We start from the raw sequence: 26,545 nt of genomic DNA, 5'->3' as shown, positions 1-26,545 counted from the left end.
CAGCTTTCCCACCCAACCTGGACGCACCCATGACCCTCGCCACGCCCGACCTCGCCAACCCGGCCCCGCGCACCGATGCCGCCTGGCTCGAGGCGCACTGGATGCCCTACACCGCCAACCGCCAGTTCAAGGCCGACCCGCGCCTGATCGTCGAGGCCAAGGGCGCCTACTTCACCGACCACGAAGGCCGCAAGATCTTCGACGGCCTCTCGGGCCTGTGGTGCTCGGGCCTGGGCCACGGCCGCCCCGAGATCACCGAGGCGGTGAGCCGCCAGATCGCCAGGCTCGACTATTCGCCGGCCTTCCAGTTCGGCCATCCGCTGTCCTTCGAGCTCGCCAACAAGCTCAAGGAACTCACGCCCGCGGGCCTCGACTACGTCTTCTTCACCGGCTCGGGCTCCGAGGCCGCCGACACCTCGCTCAAGATGGCGCGCGCCTACTGGCGCGCCAAGGGCCAGGCCAGCAAGACCCGGCTGATCGGGCGCGAGAAGGGCTACCACGGCGTCAACTTCGGCGGCATCTCGGTCGGCGGCATCGGCGCCAACCGCAAGCTGTTCGGCCAGGGCGTCGAGGCCGACCATCTGCCCCACACCCAGCTCGCGGCCAATGCCTTCACGCGCGGCATGCCCGAGAACGGCGCCGAGCTGGCCGACCGCCTGCTCGACCTGATCGCGCTGCACGACGCCTCGAACATCGCGGCCGTCATCGTCGAGCCCTTCGCGGGTTCGGCCGGCGTGGTGATCCCGCCGCAGGGCTACCTGAAACGCCTGCGCGACATCTGCACCGCGCACAACATCCTCTTGATCTTCGACGAGGTCATCACCGGCTTCGGCCGCTGCGGCACCCTCACCGGCGCCGATGCCTTCGGCGTGGTGCCCGACATCATGAACGCCGCCAAGCAGATCACCAACGGCGCGCAGCCGCTGGGCGCCGTGATCGCCAGCAAGGAGATCTACGACACTTTCATGGCCGCGGGCGGCCCCGACTACATGCTCGAGTTCCCGCACGGCTACACCTACTCGGCCCACCCGGTGGCCTGCGCCGCCGGCATCGCCGCGCTCGACGTGCTGCAGAAGGAAGACATGCCCGCGCGCGCGAAGGCGCTGGCGCCGCATTTCGAGAACGCCGTGCACAGCCTCAAGGGCAGCAAGCACGTGACCGACATCCGCAACTTCGGCCTCGCGGCCGGCCTCACCATCGCCGCGCTGCCGGGCGAACCGGCGCGCCGTCCCTACGAGATCGCGATGAACTGCTGGAAGAAGGGCTTCTACGTGCGCTACGGCGGCGACACGATCCAGCTCGCGCCGCCGTTCATCTCGGAGAAGGCCGAGATCGATCGCATGATCAATGCGCTGGGCGACGCGCTGGCGGAAACCAACTGATCAGACTCCGCCCGACATGACCTTGATGTTCGAGGTGCGCACGGCATACACGCCGCCGAAGCTCCTGAACCAGATCAGGTCGCCGGACCGCGCGATGAACCGGCCATTCATCTCGATCTCGATGCGGGGCGTCAGCAGATCCGACTTGTAGCTGAAGTCTTTCTCGGTCCCGCCCTTGGCCTGGCCGTCCTGCTGCGGCGCTTCCTTCGCGATGAAGGCCGCGAGCGCCGAGAAGCCCTGGGCCGCCTCCGTGCCCAGCCGGGCCTGCATCTCGGGCGTGAGGCGGGCCAGGTCGTCCAACTGGTACGACGAAGGCAGTTGGTACATGTAGACGCCCGACCACTGGTCGGCGCCCTGCCCGTACTCCAGCCGCACCGCCGCCGCGGTCAGCAGGCGGTCGTTGTCGGTCTTGCTCACGAACAGGTAGGGCGTGGCCAGCGTGCGGCCCGCCGCGCCGGCCGCGGCATCGTCCACGACCTCCAGGCCCTGTTGCGTCGCGGCCGCGAGGAACAGCTCCCGCGGCGCCAGCGTCAGCTTGCCTCGCAGGCGCACGGCGTCCGCCTCGGTGTTGCTGTCGATCATGCTGATGTTGGCCGCCACGCCCAACGGGCCAAGCAGCAGGCCAAGGGCCGCGCCGCCACCGCCGAAGTTCTGGGAGTAGACGATGCTCTTGGCCGCATCCAGATGACGCGTCCCATGGCGCTCGTCCTCGACCACCTTGGAATGGGCCAGCGAGAAAGTCCCCGGCGACTGGCCGGTGACGGGGCGAAGCTTGTAGGTCGGCGGCGTTCCGCAGCCGACAAGACTCGCGACGGCCAGCAACGCGCCCAGCCAGAACGTGCGGCGGCGCACGGCCTTGAAATATGTCATGCCTTCTCCTCGTCTTCGTGTTGTGATGCCTGCCGCTCCCATGCGGCGCGCGGATCATAGACGGGTGCCATGACGTGCGGGCCCGCCCGGCCCGCCGCCTCGGGTCAGGCCTTGTCGGCCTTGCCCGCTGCGTTGGCGAGCTTGCTGAGCATGCGGTCCACCAGCCACGGTTGCCGGTTCTCGTCCTCGGCGAGTTCCTTGCGGCGGATCGCATTGCGCACCACGATCGATCCCACGTAGCGCACCGGCTCAGGCGGAAAGTAGCCGAGCGGCCCCTTCGTGATCGGGCTGCGCGTCCAGGCGTTGTCCTGGTCGAGCACCAGCGACGACAGGATCTGCCCGCCCATGTAGGTCGGCCCGACGCCGTTGCCCGAGTAGCCGAAGCCGTAGTAGATGTGCGGCGCGCCATCGAGCCGGCCGAAGAACGGGAAGCCCGTGACCGAGCGGTCGGACGGGCCGTTCCAGCTCGCGGTGATCGGCGTTTCGCTCAGGGCCGGGAAGAAGGAACGCAGCGCCTGCGTGAGCTCGGCCTCGTAGGGCGAACGCTCGTCGAACACCTTGGCCATGCGCCCGCCCCAGGCGAAGGTGTTGCCGCCCTTGCCCAGCATGAGGCGGCCATCGGCGGTGCTGCGGTAGTAATAGACGAAGGTGCGCGAATCGAGCACCGACACGCCGTCGGTCAGGCCGCTGCGCGCGAGCAGCTCGGGGCAACGCTCGGTGATCACCATGTCGCTCGACACGATGGCGATGGTGCGCTCGAACTGCGCGAAGCGGCTGGCCATCCAGGCATTCATCGCGAGCACCATCTTGTTCGCGCGCACGCTGCCGGCCGGCGTGCGCACCACGACCGGATGGCCGGTGGAGAAATCGAGCATCGGCGTGCGCTCGTGGATGCGGATGCCCATCGCGAGCGCCACGCGCCGCAGCCCGCGCACCAGCTTGCCCGGGTGCACGGTGGCCGCGATCGGCGAATACACGCCCGCGAGGTTGCGCGCGGAGCCCGAGCGCCGCGCCACTTCCTCGGGCGGCAGCGTGCGGTAGGAATGGATGCCGCGCGCCTCGAGCGCGCGCATCATCGGATCGAGCGTGCCGACCTGGGCCGGCGAGGTGGCGGTGTAGAGCGTGCCGTCCTGCCGCAGCTCGGCGTCGATGCCGTGGGCGGCGCAGAAGTCGGCGATGTGCTGCACCGCCGCCTCCGAGGCCTTGACCAGGCGCACCGCCTCGTCCTCGCCGAACAGCCGGCGCAGGGTCAGGAACTTGGCCGACCAGGTGAGCAGGCAGCCACCGTTGCGCCCGCTCGCGCCGGCACCGCAGAGGTCGCTCTCGAGGATGACGATGTCGAGCGCGGGCGCTTGCTGCTTGGCCTGGATCGCGGTCCACAGCCCGGTGAAGCCGCCGCCGACGATGCAGAGGTCGGCCTCGCATTCGCCCTGCAGCGCGGGCGCGAGGTCGCCGTCGTTGAAGAGAGCCTGTTCGATCCAGAAGGGGCGCATGGCGGCTCCGTGAAGTGGTCAGGGCTTGCGCCGCATCTCGTAGGAAAACTCGGACTCGCGCTCGACGAGGAAGCCGAAGCGCACATAGAGCGCGCGGGCCGGATTCGCCTTGAGCACGCTGAGCGTGAGGTCCACGCCGGCGCGCCCGGCCTCGGCGACGATCTCGGCCAGCAACCGGGTGCCGATGCCGCCGCCCTGATAGCCCGGCGCGAGCTGGATCTGGATCAGCACCCATTCGTGCGGATCGCGCGACACCTTGAGCAGGCCGACCGGCTCGCCCTCGTGCAGCAGCAGCTCGGCGCATTCGAAGCGGTGCATCAGCCGCGCCATGTGGTGCGCGTCGCTGACCTCGGCGCCCGAGGCCACCACGTGGCCGTTCATCGTGCGCTGCCGCAGCGCGAGCAGGAAGGGCACGTCTTCCTGCGTGGCCGGCCGGCGCGCCAGCACGACCGGTGGCGCAGCGCTCATGCGGCGATGGCGGTGGGCTTCAACGCAGCCTCCAGGTGCCGCACGTAATGCGCGAGGTCCGGCGTCTTCGCGTCGGCGCACTTGGCCGTGTCGTCCCAGCGCCGCAGCCGCACCGCGTCCTTCGCGTAAGGCAGCGCCTCGAAGGCACTGGCCTGCGCCGAATCGAACACGCCGCCCTGCAGCTGCAGGCTGCGCTGCGAATCGGGCGACAGTGCCTCGAGGTAGCCGGGCTCGCGCGCGCACAGGAAGCGCTTGGCATCGACGTGCAGCCGGATCGGTTCCAGCGTGGCCGGACCGAACAGCGCGCGCAGGAACGGCAGGCAGCGGTACTGGTGCAGGTCGTCGAGCCCCTGCTGCGTCGGCGTGCCGCCGAAGTCGTGCAGCAGGTGGCCCAGGTCGTGCAGCAGCGAGGCGGCGATCAGCGCGCTGTCCGCCCCCTCCTGCTCGGCCAGGTGCGCCGATTGCAGCGCATGCTCGAGCTGGGTGACGGGCTCGCCGTCGTACTGGGCATGGCCCTTGGTTTCGAACAGGCCGACGATGTCGGGAAGGCTCAGGCTCATGGTTACCAGGGCAGCGAGTAGGTCTTGGTGTTGGTGAAGCTCTTCATCGCCTCGAGCACACCTTCCTTGTAGCCCAGGCCCGAGTCCTTGATGCCGCCGAAGGGCGTGAGTTCGAGCCGGTAGCCCGGCACCTCGCGCACGTTGACGCTGCCGACGTTGAGCTCGCGGATGAAGCGCGTGATGTGGTCGAGCCGGTTGGTGCAGATCGACGACGACAGGCCGTAGGCCGTGCCGTTCGAGATGCGGATCGCCTCGTCGATGGTCTTGAAGCGGATCACCGGCGACACGGGACCGAAGGTCTCGTGCTTGGCCACCGTCATCCCGGGGTCGACGCGGTCGAGCACCGTCGGCGAATACAGCGCGCCGCGACGCTCGTTGCCGTACAGCAGCTTCGCGCCGGCCGCGATGGCCTCGTTGACCACGCCCTCGAACTGCTTCGCGGCGGCTTCGTCGATCACCGTGCCCATGTCGGTGTCGGGATCCATCGGATCGCCGTACTTCAATGCGCGGGTCTTGGCCACCAGCAGCTCGACGAACTGGTCGGCCACCGATTCGTGCACCAGCATGCGCTTGATCGCGGTGCAGCGCTGGCCCGAGTTCTTGTACGAGCCGCTGGCCGCGAGCGTGGCCGCTTCCTCGATGTCGGCATCGTCCATCACGATGATCGGGTCGTTGCCGCCGAGCTCGAGGATCTGGCGCTTGTAGACCGCCTTGGCCGCGATGTACTTGCCGATCGGCACGCCACCGGTGAAGGTGACGAGGTCGACGTCGGCATTGGTCAGCAGCTCGTCGGCGATCTCGCGCGGGTCGCCCGTGAGCACCGACAGCATCGGCGGCGGCAGGCCGGCCTCGTAGAGGATGTCGGCCAGCAGGAAGGCCGCCAGCGGCGTCTTCTCGCTGGGCTTGAGCACGATGCGGTTGTTGGTGGCGATGGCCGGCGCCACCTTGTGGATCACCTGGTTGAGCGGATGGTTGAACGGCGTGATGGCCGTGATCGCGCCCTGCAGCGGCTCGCGCAGCGTGTAGACCTTGCGGCTCTTGCCGTGGTGCGTGAGGTCGCACGAGAACACCTGGCCATCGTCGACCAGCGCCTGGTTGGCGGCGAACAGCAGCACGTCGGAGGCGCGGCCCACCTCGTAGAGCGAGTCCTTGCGCGACAGGCCCGATTCGAGCGTGATGGTGCGCGAGATCTCGTCGAGGCGCGAGGCGATGATCTCGCCCGCGCGCATCAGGATCTTGTAGCGCTCGTAGCGCGTGAGCGTGGGCTTGTAGTCGCGCGCGATGCGCAGCGCGTTGCGCACGTCGTCGAGCGTGGCCTTGGGCACGGTGGCGATCACCTCGCCGGTGTAGGGGTAGGTGACCTCGATCGTGCGGTCGCGGTAGACGCGCTCGCCGGCGATGCGCAGGGCTTCGCGGTGGATGGTGCCTGGCTTCAGCGTGGCTTGGCTCATGGGTGCTCCGGCGGTCGGTTACTGGGCGTGATTCAGCGCGATGTCGAGCGCATCGAAGTTGCGCAGGCGGCGGCCAGCGGCGATGCCCGCCACCGGGCGGTTGCAGATCAGCGGCACGCGCTGCTCCGACACGCCGCCGTGCGAGCGCAGCGGCACCTCGAGCGCCGACAGGTCGTGGCGGCTGGCCGCGGTGCCGATCACGGTGTTCTTCTCGCTCACGACCACGATGTCGCCGATGCGGTCGGGCGGCAACTCGAAGCGCTGCGCCGCCTCCTTGCGCGACAGCACTGACTCCATGCCCGGCACCTGCCGGATGCGCTCGATCCAGCCCGGCACGCTGGCCTCGTCGGGCGCGTAGACGGTGGCGAAGGAGCCGAGCGCACCGTGGTGCACCACGTAGGGATCGGTGATCGGCAGGATCACGCGCGCGGTGCCGGCGCCGTACCAGCCGTCGAGCACGTCCTGCAGGTAGATGACGTTGGGCGAGCCGTCGGCGCCGTGCTTGTCGTTCATGCCGTGGTCGGCGGTCAGCACGATGGTGGCGCCGAGCGCATCGAGCTGCGCCAGGTAGCGGTCCATCATCGCGTAGAAGGCATTGGCCTGTTCGCTGCCGGGCGCGGCCTTGTGCTGCACGTAGTCGGTGGTCGACAGGTACATGAGGTCGGGGCGGCGCGACTCCATGAGCTTCACGCCGGCCGCGAACACGAACTCGGAGAGCTCGGCGCTGTAGACCGAGGGCACCGGCATGCCGACCATGCCGAGCACGTCGTCGATGCCGTTCTCCTCCATCGTCACCTGGTCCGACTTCTCGGACGAGAAGCAGATGCCCTTCATGCGGTGGCCCAGCAGCTTGCGCAGCTTGTCCTTGGCCGTGACCACGGCCAGCTTGGCGCCCGCGTCGGCGAAGGCAGCCAGCACGGTGCCGGCGCGCAGGTACTTGGGGTCGTTCATCATCACTTCCTGGCCCAGCTCGCGGTCGAAGAAGTAGTTGCCGCAGATGCCATGCACCGCGGGCGGCGCGCCGGTCACGATCGACAGGTTGTTCGGGTTGGTGAAGGACGGCACGACGCAATCGGCGAGCAGGTCGGCCCCCTCCTTTCGCATGCGCCCGATGTACGGCGCCACGCCGGCGGCGATGGCCGCGTCGAGGTAGGCCGGCTCGCAGCCGTCCACGCACACGACCACGATCGGGCGCGCCATCCAGCGGTAGCTCCTGGCATTGACTTCGAGGGTCTCCGGTGTCATTTCAGACTTCCTTTTGGGGTGGGTTGTTCGTGGTGGCGGCTTCGGCATCGGCGCGGCCGAAGGCCTTGTGCATGCGCGCGCGGCTGCCCGCGACGTGCTGGCGCAGCGCGCGGCCCGCGATGTCGGGGTCGCCGCTGGCGATGGCCTCGACGATGTCGCGGTGCTCGTCGGCCGAGACCCGCAGGCCGCCGCCGCTGTCGAGCGCGCGCATGCGGAACAGGTGCAGTTCCTTCACGAGGCGCTTGTAGGTCTCGGTCAGCTTCTTGCTGCCCGCGGTGTCGAGCAGGATCTCGTGGAACTGCAGGTTGAGTTGCGCGTACTGCTCCACGTCCTGCGCCTGGGCCGCCGAGCGCATGGCGTCGAGCATGGCGCGCAGCCGCTCGACGGCATCGGGCTTGATCGCCAGCGCCACGCGGCGGCCGATGATTTCCTCCAGCGCCTCGCGCAGTTCGTAGATCTCGTCGGCCTCCTCGAACGCGATCTCGCGCACGAAGACGCCGCGGTTCTTCTCGTTGCGCACCAGGCCCGCCTCCTCCAGCGCGCGCAGCGCCTCGCGGATCGGGCCGCGGCTGGTGTTGAAGCGCTGCGAGAGCTCGCTCTCGTTGATGCGGCTGCCCACCGGGAGCTCGCCCGTCATGATCAATCGCTCGATCTCCTCCTGCATCAGCATCGGCAGCGAGCTGGACTGGAGGAACGCGAGGGCGGAGGAGGGATTGCTGGTGACCATGGAACGCATTCTCCGGCCTCGGATTGAAAACTGTCAACAATTTTTTATTGACAGTCTTAAGTCTGCAATCTACATTGCCTCCACCGGATCCCGGCCGCCAGGCCCCGGACGCCCGCCACTCACCCTTCCGTGACAGCAAGCCCTCTCAGGAGAAACAGATGACGATGAAACCAAGCTCGCGCCGTCTCGCGGCCGTCCTGTGCGCCGCGGCGCTCGGCCTCGCGGCCAGCGGCGCCGCCTGGGCGCAGAAGACCTCGCTCCTGGTCTACACCGCGCTCGAGACCGATGCCATGAAGCTCTACAAGGACGCCTTCGAGAAGGCCAATCCCGACATCGAGGTGAAGTGGGTGCGCGACTCCACCGGCATCGTCACCGCCAAGCTGCTGGCCGAGAAAGCCAATCCGCAGGCCGACGTGGTGGCCGGCCTGGCCGCCAGCAGCCTCGCGCTGCTACAGCAGGAAGGCATGCTGCTGCCCTACGAGCCCAAGGGCTTCAAGGAACTGAACCCCGCCTACTCCGATGCCGCGCGCCCGCCGGCCTGGGTCGGCATGGACGTCTGGGCCGCCACCATCTGCTTCAACCGGGTCGAGGCCCAGAAGCTCGGCCTGCCCAAGCCCGAGAGCTGGAAGGACCTGGCCAAGCCGGTCTACAAGGGCGCCATCTCGATGCCGCACCCGGCCTCCAGCGGCACCGGCTACCTCGACGTGTCCTCGTGGCTGCAGATGTGGGGCGATGCCGAGGGCTGGAAGTACATGGACGCGCTGCACCAGAACATCGCGCAGTACGTGCACTCGGGCTCCAAGCCCTGCAAGCAGGCCGGCGCGGGCGAGTTCCCGATCGGCATCTCGTTCGAGTTCCGCGCCCACCAGGTCAAGAAGTCGGGCGCCCCGGTCGACCTGATCTTTCCGAAGGAAGGCCTGGGCTGGGACATCGAGGCCACCAGCCTCATGAAGACCAGCACCAAGCTCGAGCAGGCCAGGCGCTTCGCCGACTGGATGGCGAGCAAGGAGGCCAACCAGATCAGCGCGCGCTGGTGGGCCGTGGTGGCCTACCCCGGCGTGGTCTCGAAGCTCGAGGGCATTCCCGACAACTACGAGAAGCTGCTCGCGAAAAACGACCTGAACTGGGCCGCCAAGAACCGCGAACGCATCCTGGCCGAGTGGAGCAAGCGCTACGAAGGCAAGGCCGAAGCTAAATAGGCTCGCCCCCAGGCTGCGCGCACTTCGTGTCGCTTCGCCAACCCCCTACCGGGGGCGACACCGGCGGCCCGGCGAAGCCGGTTCCGCGGTGTCCCGCGAAAAAGTCCGATCGGCCGCTGTCTTTCTGTCCTTCTTCAACCCGCGGACGCGCGTCCCGCGCGTCCGCCAACGACGAGTGCGAACAATGGATATGACCGACACCCCGTTCATGGCCGGCCGGCGGCCCGCGAGCGGCGCCGCGGCGCTCGAGGTCATCGGGGTCCGCAAGGACTTCGAGACCTTCAGCGCGCTGCGCGACGTGCACCTGCGCGTCAACCCCGGCGAGATGCTGTGCTTCCTCGGCCCCTCGGGCTGCGGCAAGACCACGCTGCTGCGCATCATCGCGGGGCTGGAGACCCAGACCTCCGGCCAGATCCTGCAGAACGGCAAGGACGTCTCGTGGCTGCCGCCCGACCGGCGCGACTACGGCATCGTGTTCCAGTCCTATGCCCTGTTCCCCAACCTCACGATCGCCGAGAACATCGGCTACGGGCTGGTCAACGGCCGCGCCCGGCGCGCCGAGGTCAAGGCGCGCGTCGACGAGCTGCTCAAGCTGGTCGGCCTGCCGACCTCGGGCGCCAAGTACCCGAGCCAGCTCTCGGGCGGCCAGCAGCAGCGCGTGGCGCTGGCGCGCGCGCTCGCCACCCGGCCCGGCCTGCTGCTGCTCGACGAGCCGCTGTCGGCGCTCGACGCGCTCGAGCGCATCCGCCTGCGCGGCGAGATCCGCCGGCTGCAGAAGCAGGTCGGCATCACCACCATCATGGTCACGCACGACCAGGAAGAGGCGCTGTCGATGGCCGACCGCATCGTGGTCATGAACCACGGCGTGATCGAGCAGGTTGGCACGCCGATGGAGGTCTACGAGCAGCCGGCCACGCCCTTCGTGGCGGACTTCGTCGGCAAGGTCAACGTGCTGCGCTCGGTGGCGCTGGGCAACCACCGCTTCCAGGTCGGCGACATGGAGCTGCAGTGCGATGCCTGCGACGGCGCCTTCGAGCCCGGCGAAGCGGTCAACCTCTACCTGCGGCCCGAGGACCGCGCGGTCGAGCACCTGCGCGAGGACACGGCCAACCGGCTGCAGGCCATGGTCACCAAGGTCGAGTTCCTCGGCGGCCTGTGCATCGCCGAGGTGACGGCCGATGCGCTGCACGGCCAGACGCTCGGCCTGCACTTCTCGCTCAACCAGCTGCACGACCTCGGCATCCGCGAGGGCCACACGGTCGACATCGCGCTGCGCGCCAACCGCATCCGCGCCTTCTCCGCCGCGCGCGCCTCGTCGCCATGAACACGCTGGTCCATCCCCTCGCCGCCAAGCCGGCCATGAGCACGCGACCCGCCCTGCGCTGGAGCCGCGACGAGACCATCGCGCGCGCCGTGCTGTGCGTCGTGATGGCGATGCTGTTCGTGTTCCTGGTCGCGCCGCTGCTCACCATCCTCGCGCACGCGGTGCAGGACAAGGACGGCCGCTTCGTCGGCCTGGCCCATTTCATCACCTACTTCCAGACGCCGAGCCTGCTGCGCGCCGCCTGGAACTCGGTCTGGGTCGCGGCCGCGGTGGTGGCGATCTCGGTGCCCACGGCCTTCGTGTTCGCCTACGCGCTCACGCGCAGCCGCATGCCGGCGCCGCTGAAGGCCGTGTTCCGGCTCATCGCGCTGATCCCGCTGCTCGCGCCCTCGCTGCTGTCGGCGATCTCCTTCGTGCAATGGTTCGGCAACCAGGGCGCGCTCAAGTTCCTGCTGGGCGGCACCTCGATCTACGGCGCGCCCGGGATCATCCTGGCCGAGGTCTACAACACCTTCCCGCATGCGCTGATGATCCTGGTCACTGCCCTGTCGCTGGCCGATGGCCGGCTCTACGAGGCCGCCACCGCGCTGCGCACGCGACCGCTGCGCCAGTTCATGACCATCACCCTGCCCTCGTGCAAGTACGGTCTGATCAGCGCGGCCACGGTGGTCTTCACCTACGTGGTCAGCGACTTCGGCGCGCCCAAGGTGATCGGCGGCAACTTCAACGTGCTGTCGGTCGACGTCTTCAAGCAGGTGGTCGGTCAGCACAACTTCTCGATCGGCGCGGTGGTCGGCATGCTGCTCCTGCTGCCGTCGATCGTCTCCTTCGTCATCGACTACGTGGTGCGGCGCAAGCTCAAGGCGCAGCTCACGGCTCGCTCGGTGCCCTACAGCCCGAAGCACCGGCGCGTGGCCGACACGCTGCTCACGCTGTTCTGCACCGTGGTTTGCGCCTTCCTGCTGGCCACCATCGGCATGGCGGTCTACACCTCGCTGATCGCGCTGTGGCCCTACGACCAGTCGTTCACGCTCAAGCACTACCACTTCGTGCTGGTCGAGAGCGACATGGCCGCGGCCTACGGCAACAGCCTGCTGGTGGCCATGGCCACCGCGGTGGCCGGCTCGCTGATCGTGTTCACGGGCGCCTACCTGATCGAGAAGACGCGCGGCCTCGGCCTGATGCGCAAGGGCATGCACCTGATGGCCGTGCTGTCGATGGCGGTGCCGGGCCTGGTGCTGGGCCTGGGCTACGTGATGTTCTTCAACCATCCGGCCAATCCGCTGAACTTCCTCTACCAGACGATGGCGATCCTGATCGTGTCGATGGTGGTGCACTACTACACCTCGAGCCACCTCACGGCCGTCACCGCGCTCAAGCAGATCGACAATGAGTTCGAGGCCGTCTCGGCCTCGCTCAAGGTGCCGTTCTTCAAGACCTTCCTGCGCGTCACGGTGCCGGTTTGCCTGCCGGCCATCCTCGACATCGGGCGCTACTTCTTCGTGGTGTCGATGGCCAGCCTGTCGTGCGCCATCTTCCTCTACACGCCCGAGACCATCCTCGCGTCGGTCGCGATCATGCACATGGACGACGCCGGCGACATCGGCCCGGCCGCCGCGCTGGCCAGCCTGATCGTGGTGACCTCGACGCTGGTGTGCATCGCCTATGCGCTGCTCACGCGCGTGCTGCTCGCGCGCACGCAGGCCTGGCGCAACCTGGGCCGCGGCTGAACGGCCCCACCTCATTCCCCTTCCCTGCCTGGAGACACCATGAGTCAAGCCCCGCATCCGATCCTGCTCACCCCCGGCCCCCTGACCACGTCCGAGCGCACGCGCCAGGCGATGCTGCGCGACTGGGGTTCGTGGGACGGCGACTTCAACCAGATCACCGCGCGCATCCGCCGCCAGGTGCTGGAGATCGTGCACGGCACGGGCACGCACGAATGCGTGCCGCTGCAGGGCAGTGGCACCTTCTCGGTCGAGGCCGCCATCGGCACCGTGGTGCCGCGCGACGGCCACGTGCTGGTGCCGAGCAACGGCGCCTACTGCCAGCGCCTCGCGAAGATCTGCAAGGTGCTGGGCCGCAAGCTCACCACCATCGACTACACGGAAGAAAAGCAGATCTCGCCCGCCGACGTGGACCGCGCCCTCGCGGCCGACCCCGGCATCACCCATGTCGCGGTGGTGCACTGCGAGACCGGCGCCGGCGTGCTCAACCCGCTGCACGAGATCGCGCTGGTGGTGGCCAAACACGGGCGCGGCCTGATCGTCGACGCCATGAGCTCCTTCGGCGCGCTCGAGATCGACGCGCGCAAGACGCCGTTCGACGCCGTGGTCGCGGCCTCGGGCAAGTGCCTCGAGGGCGTGCCGGGCATGGGCTTGGTGATCGTCAGGCGCAGCACGCTCGAGCAATGCGAAGGCCACAGCCCCTCGCTGAGCCTGGACCTGTACGACCAGTGGGTCTACATGGAGAAGACCACGCAGTGGCGCTTCACGCCGCCCACCCACGTGGTGGCCGCGCTCGACACCGCGATCGCGCAGTACGTGGAGGAAGGCGGCCTGGCCGCGCGCGGCGGCCGCTATGCGCGCAACTGCAAGGCGCTGGTCGGCGGGCTGGCCGCGCTGGGCCTGCGCGCCTTCCTCGACCCCGCCATCCAGGCGCCGATCATCGTCACCTTCCATGCGCCCGACGATCCGCGCTACGACTTCAAGACCTTCTACAACGAGGTCAAGCGGCGCGGCTACATCCTCTATCCCGGCAAGCTCACGCAGGTGGAGACCTTCCGCGTGGGCTGCATGGGGCACTTCGGCGACGCGGGCATTCCGGGCGCGGTCGCCGCCATCGCCGAGACGCTCGAGGCCATGGGCATCCGGCAGGCATCGGCCGCCGTCGCGGCCTGAGCGAGCAGTTCATCGGACCGGCGCATTGCAGCGTCGGTCCTACAAAGCGGGGCACGGCGCGCTTCCCATAATCGTGCGCATGACGGTGCTGCGCAGCGACATCCCCGCCCGCCTCGACCGCCTGCCCTGGTCCCGCTGGCACTGGCGCGTGGTGATCGCCCTCGGCGTGGCCTGGGTGCTCGACGGTCTCGAGGTCACGCTGGTGGGCTCGATCGGCGCCGTGCTCGAACGGCCCGACACGCTGGGCCTCACGGCCGGCGAGATCGGCCTCTCGGGTTCGATCTACGTGGCCGGCGCCGTGCTCGGCGCGCTGCTGTTCGGCCGGCTCACCGACCGGCTCGGACGCAAGAAGCTGTTCCTGGTCACGCTGGTGGTCTACACGCTCGGCACGCTGGCTACGGCCTTCTCTCCCGACTTCGCCTTCTTCGCGCTGTGCCGCTTCGTCACCGGGCTGGGCATCGGCGGCGAGTACGCGGCCATCAACTCGGCCATCGACGAGTTGATTCCCGCGCGCGTGCGCGGTCGCGTCAACCTCGCGATCAACGGCAGCTTCTGGATCGGTGCCGCGCTCGGTGCCGGGCTGAGCCTGGTGCTGCTCGACACGCGCGTGATCGGCCCGGTATGGGGCTGGCGCGCCGGCTTCGGCCTGGGCGCGGTGCTCGCGGTGGCGATCCTGCTGGTGCGGCGCCATGTGCCCGAGAGCCCGCGCTGGCTGATCGCGCACGGCCGCGCCGACGAAGCCAGGCGGATCGTCGACCAGATCGAGGCCGAGGTCTCGGCGCAGCACGGCCCGCTGCCCGCGCCGCGCAGTTACGTCGACTACACGGCCGCGCGCCGCGAGAGCCCGCCGATGCGGCAGGTGGCGCGCGTGCTGCTCCAGCACTACCGGCAGCGCAGCGTGGTCGCGCTCGCCTTGATGATCGCGCAGGCCTTCTTCTACAACGCGATCTTCTTCACCTATGCGCTGGTGCTGACGCGCTTCTACGCCGTGCCCGAGGCCAGCGTGGCGCTCTACATCTTCCCGTTCGCGCTCGGCAACGTGCTGGGGCCGCTGCTGCTGGGCCCGCTGTTCGACAGCGTGGGCCGGCGTCGCATGATCGCGCTGACCTATGTGCTCGCGGGCGTGGGCCTGGCCTTCACCGGCTGGGCCTTCATGCAGGGCTGGCTCGACGCGCGCAGCCAGGCGCTGTGCTGGTCGGCCGTGTTCTTCCTGGCCTCGGCCGCCGCGAGCTCGGCCTATCTCACGGTCAGCGAGGTGTTCCCGCTCGAGATGCGCGCGATGGCGATCGCGATCTTCTATGCCATCGGCATGGGCGCGGGCGGCTTCGCGGCGCCGGTGCTGTTCGGCCTCTTGATCGAAACCGGCAGCCGCGGCGCGGTGATGGTGGGCTACTGCTTCGCCGCGGTGCTGGTGGTGGTGGCCGGGCTGCTGGCCTTGCGCTACGCGGCCGACGCCGAACGCAAGCCGCTCGAGGAGGTGGCGCCGCCGCTGGCCTCCGAGCACGGCGGCGAGCGCTGAGGCGCACAGACTACATCGCCACACGGTTGCACTAGGAAGGTGCCACGCGGGGGCACGTGAATTGCTTGCAACCCACAGTCCGCAGCGCGAGACGCCGGACTCTCACAAACGTCGACACCCCGTCTTCGATTCATTGGCTATCGCGATGCCGACATCGCCAGAGGCGAGTTGCGGCCCCGCCGCCCATCGCCTCGATCCTTAAGAAATCTTGGGAGAAAGCAAATGAAAAGAAGGCATTCCATGCGCATGGCGGCAGCCTGCGCGATCGTTCTTGCACTCGCGCTCGCGAGCGGATGCGGAGGCGGCGACGGCGGCGGCAGCACGCTGTCGCTCACGGCCCCGCCGACCACGCCCACCACGACCGCCGACCCCGCGCCGACGATCCCCGTGACCACCCCGCCCGATCCGCAGGACCCGACGGCGATCACGCGCTTCACGGCGACAGTGCCGTTCGGCGAGAAGGGCGACTACCAGTCCTCGGCGCAGGTGGTCTATGGCTTCGGCACCACGGCGGTGGCCGATGCGCAATACAAGGACGTGATCTACACCGTGCCGCTGCAGGGCACGGTGCGCTATCCGGCCGGGCCCGCCGGCACGCCGGGCCGTTCCAAGGTCCAGCCCTCGGCCAGCGGCGGCCATCCGGTGGTGGTGTTCCTGCATGGCATGCACGACTCCTCCGATCTCAACAATGCCAAGGGCTACGACTACCTGCAGAAGGACCTGGCCGAGCACGGCTATGTCGCCTTCTCCATCGACGCGGGAAAGATCAACGGGCTCAGCAGCTGGAACGCCTCGGACGCCGGCGCGTTCGCGCGCGGCCAGTTGCTCATGACGACGCTCGACCTGCTGCGCGCCGGCAATGCAACGGGCCTCTTCAACGGTGTCGCGATGCCCGAGCTCAAGGGCAAGCTGGACCTCGAGCGCGTGGGCATCGTCGGCCACTCGCGCGGCGCGGAAGCGGTCGCCTACGCGGTGGAACTGAACAAGCAGCGCATCGGCATCAGCTACCAGGACGTCGAGACGGCACGCCGCAGCCGCGAGCTCGTTGCGCTGGCCAAGGCCGAGAAGGAGAAAGCCGAGAAGCGGGTCGATGAAGCCACTGCCGCCGCCACCGACATCACCGTGAAGCTGTTCATGGCCCAGGCGGCGCTGCTGGCCGCGCAAATCCAGTCGCCGCCCGCCTCGCCCGAAAAGATCGACGCTCTGACGCAGGCCCTGCAGCAGTTGCAGCAGCAGGCGGCGCAGGCGAAGGAACGGGTCGCCGCCGAGCAGGCCGCGCTCGAGGAAGTCAACGCCAGGTTCCGGGATGTGAGCACGTTCTCGTACGCGATCAACGCGGACAGCGAGAAGTGGCTCGCGCAGATGACCTCGCTCGAGGCCCTGCTGCAATCGGGCGTCGTCCTGCCTTCGGCCACCGAGCCGCCGCACCGCGTTCGCGCCGTGTTCTCGCTGGCGCCGATCAATGCCAGGCAGCTGTCGCGCGTGACCCAGGTGCCGTTCGCCACCCTGCTGCCCACCTGCGACGGCGATGTCTACAACATGCCCGGCGCGCAGATCTTCGACGACAGCCGCAACACGGCGAGCGACGAGAGCGCGCCCAAGTACCAGGTGGTCGTCAGGGGCGCCAACCACAACTTCTACAACGACCATTGGTCCGAGGACGACGATGCCGAGAAGTTTGCCCCGCTCTATTGCCAATCGGGGAAGATCGACACGCTGCGCCTGAGCCCCGACGACCAGCGCCGCAACGGCGCGTTCCTGATGGCCTCGTTCCTGCGCTACTTCGTCGGCGACGAGTTCCAGTTCGCGCCCTACTGGAAAGGCCAGGCCCCGATTCCATCGGCCGGCTGCCCGGCCGGTGAAAGCAGTTGCGACGAACGCGTCGTGCTGACGGTCCATCAGCCCGCCGCCCAGCGCAAGCTGCTGCAGGACTTCCGCAACGCGGATGCCAGTGCGAAGAACGCGAGCGGGCTGTCGACCGCGTACGAGCGCTTCAAGACGACCGTTCAATGCCGCTTCCTGGCCATCGTCGCCGCGCCGAACGCTCGCGAGGCGTCCTGCACCGATCCCGTGAGCCAGCTTCCGGCCGAAGCCCTGTTCAAGGAAGGCGAGCTCTACAACCCCTCCTCGTACGACAGGAAAACCCTGCTGCTCTGGTCGATCACCGATCAGGCCCAACTGCAGTGGGAAGCGCCCGGCCCCGTGGTGGCCATCGACACCGGCGACCTCTCCGCCCAGGGCTTCGACACGCTGAGCGTGCGCGTCGCCGTGCTGGCGCCGATCGGCCAGGAAGTCGAGATCGCGCTGACCGACACGCAGGGCCGCAAGGCGGCGCTCAAGGGCAGCGACTTCAGCGATGCGCTCTATGGCATCGCGCGCAAGCCCGATGGCGCGATCCCTTTGGTCGACGCGCCCGGGGACGCGATCTATGCCGACACCGGCACCACGCGGCCGCTGCTCAACATGGTGGCGGTTCCGCTGAAGGCCTTCGCGCTGCATGGCGTGGACCTCGCGCACATCCGGCAGGTCACGCTGCGCTTTCCGAAGGCCTCGGGCAGCGTGGCCGTCACCGACGTGCAGCTGCAGCGGATGAACTGAAGGCCGCGCCGGCTACAGCGCGCAGGTCCTGAACCCCAGGAAGCCGTCGTCGCGCTGCGGCAGCGCGAAGCCGCGCCGCCGCATCGAACGCAGCCGCGCGCGCGTGGCGAACGAGGCCCCGCGCAGCACGCGCGCGCGGCCGAAGCCCGCGGCGGGATCGAACTCGCCGCCGCCGCTCCACGGATCGGCGCGGTAGCCGGGCCAGGGCTGCAGCGTGCCCGCGGTCCATTCGTGCACGTCGCCCCAGCGGAAGCCGCGGCGCGCCGCGGTGTGGGCCGCGATCTCCCACTCGACCTCGGTCGCGATGCGGCGGCCCGCCCAGCGCGCCCAGGCATCGGCCTCCCACCAGCTCAGGTGCACCGCGCTGTGGTGGCCGGCGGCGCGCACGGTGGCGCCGAAGCGCTGCTGCAGCACCGAGCCGCCGGTGGCGCTGCGCGCCGCGCCGATCTGCTCCACGTGGCGCGGCCCGCGCCGCCCCTCGGCCTGCGCGGCCAGCCAGCGCCAGCCCTCGCCATGCCAGAGCTCCTCGCGGTCGTAGCCGCCGTCGTCGACGAATTCGGTGAACTGGTTCCAGGTGACCGGCTGGGCATCGATCTCGAACTCGGGCACGTCGACGCGATGCGCGCCGCGCTCCTGCGCGAAGGCGAAGCCGGCCTCGCCACGGCCCAGTTCCCAGCGCGTGGCCGGCAGCGCCAGCGGCTCGCGCACCACGCTCACGGGCGCCTGCTCGATGCCCAGCGGCAGGCCGAGGGTCTGTGCCATCACCACGAACTGTTCGCCGCGCAGATCCTCGTGGAACAGCGCGAGACGGTAGAAGTACAGGCCCGCATCGGTCTCGGCCGCGTGGTCGAGCAGCTCGAGCGTGCTCTCGAGCGTCTCGAGCAGGTAGGCCTTGGTCTGGCCCAGGTCCGGCAGCTCGGGCGACCAGCGGCGCTCGGGCGCGACCTGGGCCGGATTCCACCAGTCGTCGGCGCCGGGGTCGATGGCCGCGAGCCGCGTCGGCCGCACCGGGCAGTCGGCACCGAAGGCACGCTGCGTGTTGCGCCCGATCCACCATTCGGCAAACCAGCCGATATGGCCGGCCAGCCAGACCGGCGGCTGCATGCCCTCCTGCGCCTGCAGCTCGCGCGGCACCGGCAGCGCGGCCGAGCCGAGCGCCTGCTCGTAGAGCGCCAGCAGGTGCAGCGTGTGGTTGCGTGCGTCGATCAGGGCCAGCGACAGCAACTCGCGGCCGGCGCGGTGCATGTCGGGCGAATCGATGCTGGCGGGCGTGGAGACCGACGAATCGGACGCGGGACGCGGTGTCTGGGCCATGGCTCATTATGGTCATGGCCCCCGGGGTAGCCCCTGAAGGTAATCCCCGGGGTAGTTCATTAGAATTCAGCCCGCTTCCCCGCACCCGACCCGCCGGCGCACAACGTCGGTGCGTCGGGTGCATTCGTATCGGGGCGGCTTCCACTACAAAAATGGAGATGTGATGCAAGGCTTGCTCAAGCTGTCCCGGGCCATCGACTGGCTCAATGCCCAAGTGGGCAAATACGCCATCTGGCTCATCCTGGCGGCCACCGTGATCAGCGCCGTCAACGCGCTCGTCCGGAAGGTCTTCAACACCAGCTCGAACGCGTTCCTCGAGGTCCAGTGGTATCTGTTCGCCTGGTCGTTCCTGATCGCCGCGGGCTTCACGCTGCTGCATCGCGAGCATGTGCGCATCGACGTGGTCAACAGCCGCCTGTCCAAGCGCAAGCAGGTCTGGATCGACATCATCGGCTTCGCCTTCTTCCTCACGCCGCTGTGCCTGGCGGTGCTCTACCTCTCGGTCCCGGTGGTGGTCCAGATGTACCAGTCGGGCGAGGTGTCCGGCAATTCCGGCGGCCTGATCCGCTGGCCGGTGTGGGCGGCGCTGCCGGTGGGCTTCGTGCTGCTGCTGCTGCAGGGCTGGTCCGAGCTGATCAAGCGCATCGCGTTCCTGCGCGGCGAGGGACCCGACCCCATGGGCCGCCTGACCGACAAGACGGCCGAGGCCGAACTCATCGAAGCCCTGCGCGTGCAGGCCGAGGCGGATGCCGCCAAGGCCGCCGCATCGCCCAAGCCGCAGCTCTGAGCGCACCAGACACACATCATGGAATTCATCGTCGCCAACTTCGCCCCGATCATGTTCGCGGGGCTGATCTGCTTCCTCCTGCTCGGCTTTCCCGTGGCCTTCAGCCTCGGCGCCTGCGGCCTGTTCTTCGGCCTGGTCGGCATCGAGCTGGGCGTGTTCCAGTCCTCGGTGATGGCCTGGCTGCCCCAGCGGCTCATCGGCATCATGGCCAACGACACGCTGCTGGCGGTCCCCTTCTTCACGCTCATGGGGCTGATCCTCGAGCGAAGCGGCATGGCCGAGGACCTGCTCGACACCGTCGGCCAGGTGTTCGGCCCGATGCGCGGCGGCCTGGCGCTGGCCGTGATCTTCGTCGGCGCGCTGCTGGCGGCCACCACCGGCGTGGTGGCGGCCTCGGTCATCTCGATGGGCCTGATCTCGCTGCCGATCATGCTGCGCTACGGCTACGACCGGCGGCTCTCCAGCGGCGTCATCGCGGCCTCGGGCACGCTGGCCCAGATCATCCCGCCCTCGCTGGTGCTGATCATCATGGCCGACCAGCTCGGCAAGAGCGTCGGCGACATGTACAAGGGCGCCTTCCTGCCCGGCTTCATGCTGATGGGCCTGTACGTGCTGTACGTGGTCTTCCTCGCGATCTTCAAGCCCGCGCAGGTGCCCGCGCTGCCGCCCGAGGCACGCACCTTCCGCGAACCCAACGGCAGCGGCGGCTATGTCTCGCTGGTGGCGCTCACGGCCCTCTCGGCCGTGGTGGCGGTGGTGCTGGCGCGCAACATGGCGGCCGTGCACACCTGGTTCCAGGGCCAGGAAGTGACCTCGGTGGCCACCGACGAGAAGGTCGTGGTCGCCATGTGCGGCGGCGTGTTCGTCGCGCTGGTGATCGCGCTGGTCAACAAGGGCCTGAAGCTCAACCTGCTGTCGCGACTGGCCGAGCGAGTCACCTTCGTGCTGATCCCGCCGCTGCTGCTGATCTTCCTGGTGCTGGGCACCATCTTCCTGGGCGTGGCCACGCCGACCGAAGGCGGCGCGATGGGCGCGATGGGCGCGCTGATCATGGCCTGGCTGCGCGGGCGCATGAACATGACCCTGCTCAAGCAGGGCCTGGCCTCGACCACCAAGCTCTCGAGCTTCGTGATGTTCATCCTGATCGGCGCCACGGTCTTCAGCCTGGTGTTCCAGGCCGCCGACGGCCCGATCTGGGTCGAGCACCTGCTGTCGGCGCTGCCCGGCGGTCCGGTGGGCTTCCTGATCGCGGTGAACGTGCTGGTGTTCTTCCTGGCCTTCTTCCTCGACTACTTCGAGCTCTCGTTCATCGTGGTGCCGCTGCTGGCGCCGGTGGCCCACAAGCTGGGCATCGACCTGATCTGGTTCGGCGTGCTGCTGGCGGTGAACATGCAGACCTCGTTCATGCATCCGCCCTTCGGCTTCGCGCTGTTCTTCCTGCGCTCGGTCGCGCCCGAGAAGCAGTACGTGGACCGCGTGACGCAGAAGGTCATGGAGCCCGTGACCACGATGCAGATCTACAAGGGCGCGATCCCCTTCGTGCTGATCCAGCTGACGATGGTGGGCATCCTGATCGCCTTCCCGCAACTGGTGACCGGCAGCCTCGACAAGGAGGTCAACGTCAACCTCGAGGACATCGGCGCGCAGATGCGCGACAGCCTGAAGTCGGAAGACGGCGCCCCGTCCTCCGAACCCTACGGCAACGACCAGCCGGCCTCGCCCGACGCGGCGCCGGGAAGCACGCCCGATGCCGGCGCGCCGCAGGGCGCGGAAACGCCCACGCCGCCGGCCGAGCCGGCCGAGAGCGATCCGCTCAAGGCGATGGAAGACGCGCTCAAGCAGGGCGACAAGAAGCCCTGACGCGCGGGCGGCGCCCTCCGGGGCGCCCTTCCAAGAAAAAGGCCGGCCACTCTCGCGAGTGGCCGGCCTTTTTCTTGGCCCGGTCCGGAAAGGGCTGGCGCCCTCCCGGCCGTGGAACTCAGATCTTGACCGAGTTCATGTACTGGTTGAACGGGTACTCCGAGAAGCGGTTCCACAGGATCTGGTCACGCTGGAAGGTGCGCATGTCCTGGTGGATCTTCTTGAACTCGGGCGACTTCGCCTCGTGCTCGGCGAAGGTGTCCATCGAGGCCTTGAAGCCGGCATCCATCACGGCCTTCGGGAACGCCTTGAGCTGGGTCTTGGCGGCCACCAGCTTCTTCAGGGCGATCGGGTTGTAGGCGTCGTACTTGGCGATCATGTCGCGCGCCGCCACCTTGGTGGCCGCGTCGAGGATGGCCTTGTTCTCGTCCGACAGCTTGGCGTAGGCCTTGTTGTTGATGAAGAACTCGAGGTCGGCGCCGCCTTCCCACCAGCCAGGGTAGTAGTAGTAGGGAGCGACCTTGTTGAAGCCCAGCTTCTCGTCGTCGTGCGGGCCGACGAATTCGGCCGCGTCCAGCGTGCCCTTCTCGAGCGCCTGGTACACGTCGCCGGCGGGCATGTTCTGCGACACCACGCCCAGCTTGGCCATCGCCTCGCCGAACACGCCGCCGCCCATGCGCATCTTCAGGCCCTTGAGGTCCTCGACGGTCTTGATTTCCTTGCGGTACCAGCCGCCCATCTGCGTGCCGGTGTTGCCGGCGCTGGCGGTGCGGAAGTTGTAGTTGGCGAAGAAGGCGTCGAGCAGCTTGCGGCCGTTGCCGTACTCTTTCCACGAATCGGTCTGGCGGGCGGTCAGGCCGAAGGGCACCGCGCAGCTGAAGGCGAAGATCGGGTCCTTGCCGGTGAAGTAGTAGGCCGCGGTCTGGGCCATTTCCAGAGTGTCGCCCTGCAGCGCGTCGACCACGCCGAACGCGGGCATCAGTTCGCCCGCGGGGTGCGCGGAGATCTCGAACTTGCCGCCCGACAGGGCCTTGACCGTCTTCGAAAGCATTTCGGCACTGCCGAAGATGGTGTCGAGCGAACGAGGGAAGCTCGACGCCAGGCGCCAGCGCACCGCGGCCTGCGCATGAACGGCAGGCGCGATGCCGGCAGCCAGAACGCCGGCGATGCCGGCGTTTTTGATGAGGGAACGACGATCCATTGATTTCACTCCGAGTGCTTCAAGAAAAACGAAACGCGGCTTGTGACCGCGTTGGGGACTTTTGTAAGTCTAGAACGTGCTCATGGTCTTTTCATGGTGCCCGCAAGGCAGCAAAGCGTCGCAATCTAGGCGCGCACCGCCGTCCAGGCTGATGCCTGGACAAGGTGCGCAACGACGAGTGCGGCGCTTTGCTGCCTTGCCCTTCGGGTTGCCCCGCAAAGCTGGCATCTGCGGCGTTGCAAATGCTCGCCGGGCCACCAGCCCGGCTGCGCTTTGCGCCTTGCACCTGCCAGCTTTGCGGGGCAACGGGCACCATGAAAAGACCATGAACACGTTCTGAAGGCCTGTGCGTCGACAGGCCTGGACGATTGTAAAAACGCCCTTACACACGGGCGGCGGGGGTTTACCCTGCGACAGCGCCGAAGCGTTGCCGGATCGACTGCTCGATACCGGGCGCATCGAGCCCGATCGAGGCCAGCAGCTTGGCCGGGTCGCCGTGCTCGATGAAGCGGTCGGGCAGGCCCAGCTGCAGCACCGGCACCTGCACGCCCGCGGCCTGCAGCGCCTCGAGCACCGCGCTGCCCGCGCCGCCCATCAATGCGCCTTCCTCGAGCGTGACCAGCGCCTCGTGCGAGCGCGCCACTTCGAGCAGCAGTTCCACGTCGAGCGGCTTGGCCCAGCGCATGTTGGCCACCGTGGCGTCGAGCGCCTCGGCGGCCGTGAGCGCCGGATACAGCAGCGTGCCGAAGGCCAGGATGGCGATGCGTCGGCCCTGGCGGCGCAGCTCGCCCTTGCCGAAGGGCAGCCCGTCGAGCGCGAGGTGCGGCTCGACGCCGGCACCCGCGCCGCGCGGATAGCGCACGGCCACCGGGTGGTCCTGCTCGTAGGCGGTGGTCAGCAGCTGCCGCGTCTCGCGCTCGTCGGCGGGACAGGCGATGCTCATGTTCGGGATGCAGCGCAGGAACGGGATGTCGTAGGCACCCGCGTGCGTGGCGCCGTCGGCGCCCACCAGGCCCGCGCGGTCGAGCGCGAACACCACCGGCAGGTTCTGGATCGCGACGTCGTGCACCAGTTGGTCGTAGCCGCGCTGCAGGAAGGTCGAATAGATCGCCACCACCGGCTTCAGGCCCTCGCAGGCCAGGCCCGCGGCGAAGGTCACGGCATGCTGCTCGGCGATGCCGACGTCGTAGTAGCGGTCGGGGAAGCGTTGCTCGAACTCGACCAGCCCCGAGCCTTCGCGCATGGCCGGCGTGATGCCGACCAGCCGGCCGTCCTTGGCCGCCGTGTCGCACAGCCACTGGCCGAAGATCTGGGTGAAGGTCTTCTTGGGCGCCGACGCGGGCTTGACCAGCCCGACCTGCGGATCGAACTTGCCGGGGCCGTGGTAGGCCACGGGATCGGCCTCGGCCAGCTTGTAGCCCTGGCCCTTCTTGGTCACCACGTGCAGGAACTGCGGGCCCTCGAGGTGCTTGAGGTTCTCGAGCGTGGGCACCAGCGAGTCGATGTCGTGGCCGTCGATCGGGCCCACGTAGTTGAAGCCGAACTGCTCGAACAGCGTGGCCGGCACCACCATGCCCTTGGCATGCTGCTCGAAGCGCTTGGCCAGCTCGAACAGCGGCGGCGCGGCGCGCAGCACGCTCTTGCCCACGTTCTTGGCGGCGGCGTAGAAGTTGCCGCTCATCAGCTGCGCCAGGTAGCGGTTGAGCGCGCCCACCGGCGGACTGATCGACATGTCGTTGTCGTTGAGGATCACGATCAGCCGGCAGTCGCACACGCCCGCGTTGTTGAGCGCCTCGAAGGCCATGCCGGCCGTGAGCGCGCCGTCGCCGATGATGGCCACGGTGAAGCGGTCCTCGCCCTTCTGCTTGGCGGCCATGGCCATGCCGAGCGCGGCCGAGATGCTGGTCGACGAGTGCGCGGTGCCGAAGGTGTCGTACTCGCTCTCGCTGCGCTGCGGAAAGCCCGAGATGCCGCCGAGCTGGCGCAGGGTGGGCATGCGCTCGCGCCGGCCCGTGAGGATCTTGTGCGGATAGGTCTGGTGGCCCACGTCCCACACCAGCCGGTCGTGCGGCGTGTTGAACACGTGGTGCAGCGCGACCGTGAGCTCCACCGTGCCGAGGTTCGAGCTCAGGTGGCCGCCGGTGCGCGAGACGTTGTCGAGCACGCAGGCGCGCACCTCGTCGGACAGCTGCTTGAGCTGGGCCCGGTCGTACTGGCGGATGGGGGACGGATCGTGGAGCGTGGGGAGCAGCGGAGCGGCCATGGATCGTGGTGTTCGTTCTTGTCTAGCGGTCGCGGTCTACGACCATGTGGGCCAGCGCGCGCAGCGCTGCAGTGTCCTGAAGACCGCTCGCATCGAGCGCGGCGAGCGCGTCGTCGAGCAGTTGCGAAGCCTGGGCCCGGGCTCCCTCGAGCCCCAGCAGCGACACATAGGTGGGCTTGTCGGCCGCGGCATCCTTGCCGGCGGTCTTGCCGAGGGTCTGCGAATCGGCCGTGACGTCGAGGATGTCGTCGACCACCTGGAAGGCCAGGCCGATCGCCGCGCCGTAGCCGCGCAGCGCGGTCAACGCCGCCGCCGAAACGCCGGTGCCGCAGGCCGCGCCCATCTCGACGCTGCCCTGCAGCAGCGCGCCGGTCTTCAGCCGGTGCATCTCGCGCAACTGCGCTTCGTTCAAGGCCACGCCCACGCTCGCGAGGTCGATCGCCTGGCCGCCGGCCATGCCCTGGCTGCCGGCGGCACGCGCCAGCATGCGGCACAGCGTGGCCTGCATCGCGGGCGGCACCTCGTCGCCATCGGGCGTGAGCAGCTCGAAGGCCAGCGCCTGCAGCGCGTCGCCCGCGAGCAGCGCGTCGGCCTCGCCGAACTTCACGTGCACCGTGGGCTTGCCGCGGCGCAGCACGTCGTTGTCCATGCACGGCAGGTCGTCGTGCACCAGCGAATAGGCGTGGATCAGCTCGGTGGCGCAGGCCGCGCGCAGCGCCGCGGCCACATTGCCGCCGACCGCCTCGCTGGCCGCGAGCACCAGCAGCGGCCGCAGCCGCTTGCCGCCGTCGAGCACCGCATAGCGCATGGCCTCGCCGAGCAGCACCGGCGAATCGACGCCGACCCAGCCCGACAGCGCCTGTTCGACGCGCTCGAGGTGCGGGCGGCTCCAGAGCGCAAGGCGGGCCTGATCCCAGGCAGGGGACGTGGTGGCCGCGGTCATTCGGCGGCCCAGGGCTTGAGGCTGCCCGCGTCGAGCACCTTGATCTGGTCTTCCACCGCCTGCAGCCGGTCGCGGCAGAAGGCCAGCAGCGCGGCGCCGCGCTGGTAGCTGCCCAGCAGCTGGTCGAGCGGCAGCTGGCCCGATTCGAGTTCCGCGACCAGTTGCTCCAGTTCCTGGAGTCCCGCTTCGTAGCTGACGGGCATCGGGCCCGTGTCGGGCGTGGGCGCCGGACTGGACGCGGGAGAGGAAGGCACCTTGGGCATGCGGGGGCAACGAGGATGAAACCGCGCATTTTAGGTCGCGGCCGATGGCACATCGGCGGCTTGCGTGACACCGCGGCGCGGCGTCGTGCACGGCCGGACAGGGCGCCGGCCCGACCAGGGTGAAAGCCCCAGGGGCCACAAGGAAGGCCCCCCGGGTACAATCCCCCTCCCCCAGCCG

General features: G+C 68.8%; 21 protein-coding genes. 9 read left to right on the top strand and 12 right to left on the bottom strand.

Annotation, left to right across the window (positions count from 1 at the left end; genetic code table 11):
* Positions 1–29 precede the first annotated feature (29 nt).
* Positions 30–1,382 carry an omega-aminotransferase AptA gene (locus BM109_RS26085; RefSeq protein ID WP_093349173.1) on the top strand — a complete coding sequence of 451 codons (1,353 nt, stop codon included), beginning with the start codon at positions 30–32 and terminating at the stop codon, positions 1,380–1,382.
* On the opposite strand, the gene BM109_RS26080 is transcribed toward BM109_RS26085, so the two are convergent.
* The 7 genes from BM109_RS26080 to BM109_RS26050 form a co-directional block, all read right to left on the bottom strand.
* Positions 1,383–2,252 carry a hypothetical protein gene (locus BM109_RS26080; protein ID WP_093349170.1) on the bottom strand — a complete coding sequence of 290 codons (870 nt, stop codon included), beginning with the start codon at positions 2,250–2,252 and terminating at the stop codon, positions 1,383–1,385. It lies immediately after the preceding gene.
* Positions 2,253–2,356: 104 nt separating this feature from the next.
* Positions 2,357–3,745, bottom strand: a complete 1,389-nt coding sequence (locus BM109_RS26075; protein WP_093349168.1) for an FAD-dependent oxidoreductase — start codon at positions 3,743–3,745, stop codon at positions 2,357–2,359.
* Positions 3,746–3,763: 18 nt separating this feature from the next.
* Positions 3,764–4,213: a GNAT family N-acetyltransferase gene (locus BM109_RS26070; RefSeq protein WP_093349165.1), complete on the bottom strand. Its 450-nt coding sequence runs from the start codon at positions 4,211–4,213 to the stop codon at positions 3,764–3,766.
* Complete coding sequence (locus tag BM109_RS26065; RefSeq protein ID WP_093349162.1) at positions 4,210–4,773, bottom strand: phosphonate degradation HD-domain oxygenase; 564 nt, start codon at positions 4,771–4,773, stop codon at positions 4,210–4,212. Before BM109_RS26065 ends, BM109_RS26070 begins: the two co-directional genes overlap by 4 nt.
* Positions 4,774–4,775: 2 nt before the next feature.
* Entirely contained in the window at positions 4,776–6,224 is a 1,449-nt protein-coding gene (gene phnY / locus BM109_RS26060; RefSeq protein WP_057589562.1) for a phosphonoacetaldehyde dehydrogenase, read from the bottom strand.
* A gap of 18 nt (positions 6,225–6,242) precedes the next feature.
* The gene (gene phnA / locus BM109_RS26055; protein ID WP_093349159.1) at positions 6,243–7,469 is read right to left on the bottom strand and encodes a phosphonoacetate hydrolase; all 1,227 of its coding nucleotides are present in this window, start codon (positions 7,467–7,469) and stop codon (positions 6,243–6,245) included.
* A gap of 1 nt (position 7,470) precedes the next feature.
* Entirely contained in the window at positions 7,471–8,196 is a 726-nt protein-coding gene (locus tag BM109_RS26050; protein WP_093349156.1) for a phosphonate utilization associated transcriptional regulator, read from the bottom strand.
* Between the two features lie 164 nt (positions 8,197–8,360).
* Between BM109_RS26050 and BM109_RS26045 the strand changes: the two genes are divergently transcribed.
* From BM109_RS26045 to BM109_RS26020, 6 genes are all read left to right on the top strand, one after another.
* Entirely contained in the window at positions 8,361–9,395 is a 1,035-nt protein-coding gene (locus BM109_RS26045) for a putative 2-aminoethylphosphonate ABC transporter substrate-binding protein (RefSeq protein WP_371268839.1), read from the top strand.
* Between the two features lie 184 nt (positions 9,396–9,579).
* The gene (locus tag BM109_RS26040) at positions 9,580–10,719 is read left to right on the top strand and encodes a putative 2-aminoethylphosphonate ABC transporter ATP-binding protein (RefSeq protein WP_093349151.1); all 1,140 of its coding nucleotides are present in this window, start codon (positions 9,580–9,582) and stop codon (positions 10,717–10,719) included.
* Positions 10,716–12,449 carry a putative 2-aminoethylphosphonate ABC transporter permease subunit gene (locus BM109_RS26035; protein ID WP_093349149.1) on the top strand — a complete coding sequence of 578 codons (1,734 nt, stop codon included), beginning with the start codon at positions 10,716–10,718 and terminating at the stop codon, positions 12,447–12,449. Before BM109_RS26040 ends, BM109_RS26035 begins: the two co-directional genes overlap by 4 nt.
* A gap of 39 nt (positions 12,450–12,488) precedes the next feature.
* Entirely contained in the window at positions 12,489–13,619 is a 1,131-nt protein-coding gene (locus BM109_RS26030) for a 2-aminoethylphosphonate--pyruvate transaminase (RefSeq protein ID WP_093349146.1), read from the top strand.
* 79 nt (positions 13,620–13,698) lie between these two features.
* Entirely contained in the window at positions 13,699–15,138 is a 1,440-nt protein-coding gene (locus BM109_RS26025; RefSeq protein ID WP_093349144.1) for an MFS transporter, read from the top strand.
* 240 nt (positions 15,139–15,378) lie between these two features.
* Positions 15,379–17,736: an alpha/beta hydrolase gene (locus tag BM109_RS26020; RefSeq protein WP_093349141.1), complete on the top strand. Its 2,358-nt coding sequence runs from the start codon at positions 15,379–15,381 to the stop codon at positions 17,734–17,736.
* Positions 17,737–17,748: 12 nt separating this feature from the next.
* Here BM109_RS26020 and BM109_RS26015 read toward each other — a convergent pair whose 3' ends face one another.
* Positions 17,749–19,050, bottom strand: coding sequence for an SUMF1/EgtB/PvdO family nonheme iron enzyme (locus BM109_RS26015; protein ID WP_093349139.1), 1,302 nt, complete (start codon positions 19,048–19,050; stop codon positions 17,749–17,751).
* A gap of 163 nt (positions 19,051–19,213) precedes the next feature.
* Here BM109_RS26015 and BM109_RS26010 point away from each other — a divergent pair, with 163 nt between their 5' ends.
* Together BM109_RS26010 and BM109_RS26005 are read left to right on the top strand one after the other, a co-directional pair.
* Positions 19,214–19,837 (top strand): TRAP transporter small permease subunit, encoded by a 624-nt coding sequence (locus BM109_RS26010; protein ID WP_093349136.1) that lies wholly within the window; start codon positions 19,214–19,216, stop codon positions 19,835–19,837.
* 18 nt (positions 19,838–19,855) lie between these two features.
* Positions 19,856–21,697, top strand: a complete 1,842-nt coding sequence (locus BM109_RS26005) for a TRAP transporter large permease (protein ID WP_093349134.1) — start codon at positions 19,856–19,858, stop codon at positions 21,695–21,697.
* Positions 21,698–21,815: 118 nt separating this feature from the next.
* Here BM109_RS26005 and BM109_RS26000 read toward each other — a convergent pair whose 3' ends face one another.
* The 4 genes from BM109_RS26000 to xseB form a co-directional block, all read right to left on the bottom strand.
* Positions 21,816–22,898, bottom strand: a complete 1,083-nt coding sequence (locus BM109_RS26000) for a TRAP transporter substrate-binding protein (RefSeq protein WP_093349131.1) — start codon at positions 22,896–22,898, stop codon at positions 21,816–21,818.
* 403 nt (positions 22,899–23,301) lie between these two features.
* Complete coding sequence (dxs, locus tag BM109_RS25995) at positions 23,302–25,161, bottom strand: 1-deoxy-D-xylulose-5-phosphate synthase (RefSeq protein WP_093349128.1); 1,860 nt, start codon at positions 25,159–25,161, stop codon at positions 23,302–23,304.
* A 22-nt stretch (positions 25,162–25,183) separates the two neighbouring features.
* Positions 25,184–26,104 (bottom strand): polyprenyl synthetase family protein, encoded by a 921-nt coding sequence (locus BM109_RS25990; protein ID WP_093349126.1) that lies wholly within the window; start codon positions 26,102–26,104, stop codon positions 25,184–25,186.
* Positions 26,101–26,367 (bottom strand): exodeoxyribonuclease VII small subunit, encoded by a 267-nt coding sequence (gene xseB / locus BM109_RS25985; RefSeq protein WP_093349123.1) that lies wholly within the window; start codon positions 26,365–26,367, stop codon positions 26,101–26,103. The genes BM109_RS25990 and xseB overlap by 4 nt, the downstream gene beginning before the upstream one ends.
* Positions 26,368–26,545: the final 178 nt, after the last annotated feature.

This window comes from Variovorax sp. PDC80 (assembly GCF_900115375.1).
Lineage (GTDB): Bacteria > Pseudomonadota > Gammaproteobacteria > Burkholderiales > Burkholderiaceae_C > Variovorax.
Note: the sequence above shows the minus strand (reverse complement) of the source record. Positions and strands in the feature narration are given on the sequence as shown.

Coding starts and splice junctions, on each gene's coding strand:
- BM109_RS26070 (WP_093349165.1), bottom strand. CDS start 4,213: ATGAGCGCTGCGCCACCGGTCGTGCTGGCGCGCCGGCCGGCCACGCAG.
- BM109_RS26085 (WP_093349173.1), top strand. CDS start 30: ATGACCCTCGCCACGCCCGACCTCGCCAACCCGGCCCCGCGCACCGAT.
- BM109_RS26050 (WP_093349156.1), bottom strand. CDS start 8,196: ATGGTCACCAGCAATCCCTCCTCCGCCCTCGCGTTCCTCCAGTCCAGC.
- BM109_RS26045 (WP_371268839.1), top strand. CDS start 8,361: ATGAAACCAAGCTCGCGCCGTCTCGCGGCCGTCCTGTGCGCCGCGGCG.
- BM109_RS26010 (WP_093349136.1), top strand. CDS start 19,214: ATGCAAGGCTTGCTCAAGCTGTCCCGGGCCATCGACTGGCTCAATGCC.
- BM109_RS26065 (WP_093349162.1), bottom strand. CDS start 4,773: ATGAGCCTGAGCCTTCCCGACATCGTCGGCCTGTTCGAAACCAAGGGC.
- BM109_RS26030 (WP_093349146.1), top strand. CDS start 12,489: ATGAGTCAAGCCCCGCATCCGATCCTGCTCACCCCCGGCCCCCTGACC.
- phnY (WP_057589562.1), bottom strand. CDS start 6,224: ATGAGCCAAGCCACGCTGAAGCCAGGCACCATCCACCGCGAAGCCCTG.
- dxs (WP_093349128.1), bottom strand. CDS start 25,161: ATGGCCGCTCCGCTGCTCCCCACGCTCCACGATCCGTCCCCCATCCGC.
- BM109_RS26075 (WP_093349168.1), bottom strand. CDS start 3,745: ATGCGCCCCTTCTGGATCGAACAGGCTCTCTTCAACGACGGCGACCTC.
- phnA (WP_093349159.1), bottom strand. CDS start 7,469: ATGACACCGGAGACCCTCGAAGTCAATGCCAGGAGCTACCGCTGGATG.
- BM109_RS26080 (WP_093349170.1), bottom strand. CDS start 2,252: ATGACATATTTCAAGGCCGTGCGCCGCCGCACGTTCTGGCTGGGCGCG.
- BM109_RS26040 (WP_093349151.1), top strand. CDS start 9,580: ATGGATATGACCGACACCCCGTTCATGGCCGGCCGGCGGCCCGCGAGC.
- BM109_RS26025 (WP_093349144.1), top strand. CDS start 13,699: ATGACGGTGCTGCGCAGCGACATCCCCGCCCGCCTCGACCGCCTGCCC.
- BM109_RS26020 (WP_093349141.1), top strand. CDS start 15,379: ATGCGCATGGCGGCAGCCTGCGCGATCGTTCTTGCACTCGCGCTCGCG.
- BM109_RS25990 (WP_093349126.1), bottom strand. CDS start 26,104: ATGACCGCGGCCACCACGTCCCCTGCCTGGGATCAGGCCCGCCTTGCG.
- xseB (WP_093349123.1), bottom strand. CDS start 26,367: ATGCCCAAGGTGCCTTCCTCTCCCGCGTCCAGTCCGGCGCCCACGCCC.
- BM109_RS26000 (WP_093349131.1), bottom strand. CDS start 22,898: ATGGATCGTCGTTCCCTCATCAAAAACGCCGGCATCGCCGGCGTTCTG.
- BM109_RS26035 (WP_093349149.1), top strand. CDS start 10,716: ATGAACACGCTGGTCCATCCCCTCGCCGCCAAGCCGGCCATGAGCACG.
- BM109_RS26005 (WP_093349134.1), top strand. CDS start 19,856: ATGGAATTCATCGTCGCCAACTTCGCCCCGATCATGTTCGCGGGGCTG.
- BM109_RS26015 (WP_093349139.1), bottom strand. CDS start 19,050: ATGGCCCAGACACCGCGTCCCGCGTCCGATTCGTCGGTCTCCACGCCC.